Raw genomic sequence first — 2,727 nt, forward strand, 5'->3', positions numbered from 1 at the left:
GAGCAAGCCGAACGCCTACAGCGGGCGATTGCGTACTTCAAAACCGACGGCAGCGCGGTCGGCCCCTCCAACCCTGGCCTACTGCCCCGCCCCACTGGAACGTAACCGTTCCCGATCGGTCCCGCGTGTCGCATCCATAGCCAACCGTTGCTGCGTGCTACCCTCCCCCAAGGAGTTTCACCACGATCCCACGCCGTCACTCAATCTTCGCAGGCGTGCCGTTCCCCGCCCCCCAATCTGCCTCAACTCGCAGCAGCCCTCGTACTCGGGCCGCCCATCACGAGTCCGATCGGCACGGCGGCGATCGAACCCAGGCGTGCGGCGGTGGCAAGTCAGACAGCGCTCGTCGGGCACAGGCCGTGGTTGGCGACACGAGACGTCGGCAGCCGTCCACCATCTGCGCGGAACCTACACCATCCGCCAGACGATGGGATCGTTTCGTCCCGGTCGGTGAAGCGGGGAAGACTGCCGCCATTCAGAACCGAAAGCGCGCAATCTCCTGCACTAGTCGCTGGGCCCGCTGCTACAGCGCTGCAGCAGCGGCGCTGGTCTGCTCCACCAGCGCGGCGTTTTGCTGCGTGCTGGCGTCCAGTTGCTGAATCGCCTGCACCGACTGCTCCACGCCCGCGGCCTGTTCGCGCGCGGCGCTGGAAATCTCGCTCATGTAGCCGTTGATCGCCTCGGCGTTGCGCACCAGCGTGGCCATGGCTTGACCCGCGCGCTCCACCACCCCCATGCCGGTTTGTACCTTGGCCACGCTTTCCTCGATCAAGGCCTTGATTTCGCGCGCGGCCTGCGCGCTGCGCTGGGCCAGCGACCGCACTTCGTCGGCCACCACCGCAAAACCGCGCCCGGCCTCGCCCGCGCGCGCCGCCTCCACCGCGGCGTTGAGCGCCAGGATGTTGGTCTGAAACGCAATACCGTCGATCACCTGGATGATGGCGGCGATTTTCTGGCTGCTAGACTGGATGTCGCGCATCGTGCCCACGACGTCCTGCACCACGCCGCGGCTGTCGGCGGCCAACGCCGCGTTGCGCTGCGAGAACTCGGCCGCTTCGCCTGCGCGCTGCGCGGTGCTGCCCACTTGCGAGCCGATTTGCTCCATGGCGCTGGCTTGCTGCTCCAGGTTGGCGGCTGCCGCTTCGGTGCGCGCGCCCAAGTTGCGCGAGGCGTGCGCGATCTCGGCGCTGGCGCTGGAGAGGTCGCGTGCGCCATGGCGCACGCGGCGAATGAGCTGGTGCAGCGACTGATACGCCTGTTGAAGGTCCACGATGATGCGTGCCGGCTCGTCACGTCCCCACGGCTGCGGCGGCACTTCGCGCAGGTCGCCTTCGGCCATCAGGCGCAGGTGGTGTTGCACCAGTTCGGTGCCCCCGCGCGTGACGCGGTAAAAGCCATAGGCAAAGTAGGCGGCCAGCAGCACCAGCGCCCCAATGAGCGCGCTGTAGAGCAGCACACGCTGCTGCAGCGCACCGATGCGTTCTAGCAGCAGCTCATCCAACAGGAGGTTGAGCCGCTGCTGCATGGCCATGAGCGCCGCGACTGTCGCGTCGCCTTCGCGCACGTATTCCTCCGCCAGGGTCGGGTCGAGCGTGTAAGCGTCCAGGACGCGCTGATTCACAGTGCCCAAAAACGCCCGCACGGTGCGCTCGGTGTCTTGCAGCCCGATGCGCGACGCCGCTTCGGGTCGCAATGCCAGCGTCTTCTTCAAACCGACATCCAGTGCGGTAGATGAAAGTTCACCACCGCGTCGTTGCGCGTTAGCGCATCGCCAGTGGCGGCATCCAACGCCCTGCTGCGCAGCGCGGTCGTGCCCGCGCCGCGCGCCGTGCCGACGCGCTCGAGCATGTCCGGCAACCGGAAGCACACCGCGTCCATCACGTAATAGCTGTCGACATCGGGGTCCAGCGTCAGGTTGGAGCCGTCGCAGGCGGTGGCCGCCAGCGTGACCAGCCCCAGTGGCACCGCAGAGTAGGCACGGAAGGTTTGCGGCACGCTGCCGGGGGCCACCGCCGCGGCCGCCGCCGCTTGCTGCACCTGGGCCCAGTCGGCGGCGGTGCCCAGCTTCTCGCCCAGCTCGCGCTGCACCGCCTGCAGCTTCTGCAGGCCCTGCTGCAGCGCGGCTTGCGCTGCGGCGGGCGGGGCGCTTTGCCCGCCGACAGCCGCCTGTACGGCGTCGCGCCGCAGGTCCATCGACGCCGCCAGCGCCGGGTACACTGCCTGCAGGTAGCGCACGCCCTCGCGCTCCTTCGCAGAAAACGCGATGACATCCATCTTCGTGCTGTAAAAGGCCCACGCCAGCACCGCGATGCACGCGCCCATCAGCGCCATCAGCAACGCCATCTTGGGCGCGAAGGCCAAGTTGCGCATCACGAGCACAGCAGGCCTCCACAGACCGTGTGCGCCGAATGCGTCGCGGTGCTGGTGGGACGCCTGGGGCGCGACGTCATCGGGCAAAATGGGCGCGGTGGGGCGGGGCGTTGACATGGGCGCGGACATCAGTTCGGTTTTCCAGGCAGGACGGATGAACGCCACGCATGTTTCATGCCAAATCGCCCCTGCGGATCGAGGGAAATCGCTGATTCACCCGGCTGGGGCGAATGATCGACCCCCTGCGCGGTCACGGCAGCGCGGCACCGCCGCGACTGTGCACGCCGTCGGCAGCCACTGCCGTCATGTTCAGCACCCGCCGCACGGTGGCTGCCGGCGTCAGGATGTGCGCGGTGC

2 protein-coding genes are annotated in these 2,727 nt (G+C 68.1%); both read right to left on the minus strand.

Features of this window, described 5'->3' with window-relative positions; all coding sequences use genetic code 11:
• Nucleotides 1-523: 523 nt before the first annotated feature.
• A complete protein-coding gene (locus V7Z54_RS09765; RefSeq protein WP_334136210.1) occupies nucleotides 524-1,711 on the minus strand; it encodes a methyl-accepting chemotaxis protein in 1,188 nt (395 codons plus the stop codon).
• The gene (locus V7Z54_RS09770) at nucleotides 1,708-2,487 is read right to left on the minus strand and encodes a hypothetical protein (protein ID WP_334136212.1); all 780 of its coding nucleotides are present in this window, start codon (nucleotides 2,485-2,487) and stop codon (nucleotides 1,708-1,710) included. Before V7Z54_RS09770 ends, V7Z54_RS09765 begins: the two co-directional genes overlap by 4 nt.
• Nucleotides 2,488-2,727 lie beyond the last annotated feature (240 nt).

This window comes from Tepidimonas sp. (assembly GCF_036824975.1).
Taxonomy (GTDB): Bacteria; Pseudomonadota; Gammaproteobacteria; order Burkholderiales; family Burkholderiaceae_C; genus Tepidimonas.